The sequence below is a fragment of the Acidimicrobiia bacterium genome, from assembly GCA_035471805.1.
Taxonomy (GTDB): Bacteria; Actinomycetota; Acidimicrobiia; order Spongiisociales; family JAHEDJ01; genus JAHEDJ01.
The window spans coordinates 1-1,913 of record DATIPS010000024.1; the positions used below are offsets into that span (position 1 = coordinate 1).

Genomic DNA, 1,913 nt, shown 5'->3' on the forward strand with positions numbered 1-1,913 from the left:
CCCTTGCGACAGGAGCCCGGTCGAGAGTGTGGAGAACGGGATTCCCGCCATCGCCAGCACCGTGAGAAGGCCGCCGAGGCCGAGGAAGAGCGTCGAGACCAGCAGGTGGGAGGTGGCCGTCGTGTCGGGTGCCTCGCTCGCCGCAGGCGCTGTGTTGTCTGGTGCTGTCCTCATCGCGGCAGCCACGACACTCCTCGAATCAGGTCGGAAATCAGCCGGCAGGATAGCCACCGGTGAAGGGCCGCTCGACTCCGACGGCGGCATCGAGATCCGTTCGCCGGTATTCGAGGGTCTCACTCTATTGATGTTCGCTAGGGCCTTTGGTCCTGGAGTAGGGTTGGCCGGAACGATCTGCTACAAATCCTGCCCGCGGCAGGGCGAGCACCCGACGGCGAGGTTCGAGGCACCAGATGTACCGACTTGGCGAACTGAGCGACTCACAGCGCACCCGCGCGGGAGCGGCCATGCTCGTGATCGGCGTGACGCTGATGGCACTCGCCGTCATCCTCGTCCACTTCGCCGGCCTCCCCAAAGAAGAGTTCATCGACGGCCAGTTCGTGCCGGTCGTGGTCGAGCCCGCCATCTTCGACGCGATCCCGCGCGGGTGGCTGCCCAAGGCAGTGGGGTATGTGCTGGCGTTCGGCGCCTCCCAGTTGATGATCGTGGGTGCTGCGCTCCTGTGGGTCCTCAACCAGAAGATGACCTGGGCCCGGGCCGCGTTCGCCGCCTTCCTGACCTGGATGGAGTTCGTCATCATCTACGGGATCGTGCCGTCCGAGTGGCTCAACCTCGCCCAGACCGATCTCGACTGGAGCCCCACGAAGGTCTTCTTCACGGTGCCGGAATGGCTGGTGCTCGGCAACGACGTCGCGATCTCGTATTCCGCCTTGAAGGACATCATCTCGGGCGGCTACAACATGACGGTCCTGTTCGGGGCCGCCTTCCTCGCCTACAAGCTCCAGGACATCCGCAAGGGTCGTCCCGCCGCCCCGGAGCCGCCGGTCGCCACCTCTCCGTACGGTCGCCCCCTCGTGCGAAAGGCCGAAGACTGATGCCGCGGGGGATCGTCGACGAGACGCCTCCGTTCCGGGACGACTACCAGCTCGCCCTGGTCGAAGGCGACTACTTCACGGACAAGCTGCGTCCCAAGCAGTTTCTCCACATCGACCAGTCCGAGTGCATCCTCTGCGAGGGGTGCGTCGACATCTGTCCGTGGAAGTGCATTCACTACCTCTCCGTCGACGCCATCACCGACGCGGTGAACGTCGACGATCCCAATGGTGATCCCACCAATTTCGGGTTCTTCGTGGTGGACGAGAACGAATGCACCCGGTGCGCACTGTGCATCGACCGTTGCCCGACCGGGGTGATATCGCTCGGGAAGTTCGAAGGTTCGCTGGCTGCCCAGAGCGAGGAGCTCGGTTTCAACGCCCGTCCGTGGGAGGTTGACACAGGGCAGCGAGACTTCAAGAACGGGTACGCCTATGGAATGCGCTGGTAGGAGGACGAGTGGCTGAAGCCAACGGGAAGTCGGGGCTCTTGGACCGAGTCCGTGAGAAGACCGCCGAGGCGGGTGGAAAGCTGCGCAGTTCGCAGTTCGTCGAGTCGGTGTTGCGCCCCGGATCGCCGTTCAAGAAGGGGTACTCGGACAGCCCGCGGAACCGCTCGTACGTGATCATGAACAACGTGCTCTATCACCTTCACCCGGTGAAGGTGAAGCGGCACGGCGTGAAGCTCTCCTACACCCTGTGCCTCGGCGGGCTCAGCTTCTTCCTGTTCATCCTGTTGACGATCACCGGCATCTTCCTGATGTTCTATTACGCCCCCACCGCCGACCGGGCGTACGCCGACGTCGCTGCGCTGTCTACGAACGTGGCCTTCGGGTCGCTGGTGCGGAACATGCACCGGTGGGG

The 1,913-nt window shown here is 64.0% G+C and carries 3 protein-coding genes; all 3 read left to right on the forward strand.

The features are described from left to right. Window positions 1-410 precede the first annotated feature (410 nt). Window positions 411-1,052 (forward strand): hypothetical protein, encoded by a 642-nt coding sequence (locus VLT15_05730; protein ID HSR44718.1) that lies wholly within the window; start codon window positions 411-413, stop codon window positions 1,050-1,052. After that, a complete protein-coding gene (locus VLT15_05735; protein HSR44719.1) occupies window positions 1,052-1,501 on the forward strand; it encodes a 4Fe-4S binding protein in 450 nt (149 codons plus the stop codon). The genes VLT15_05730 and VLT15_05735 overlap by 1 nt, the downstream gene beginning before the upstream one ends. An 8-nt stretch (window positions 1,502-1,509) precedes the next feature. Then, window positions 1,510-1,913 (forward strand): cytochrome B6 (locus VLT15_05740; GenBank protein ID HSR44720.1); only part of this gene is annotated, 404 nt, incomplete at its 3' end.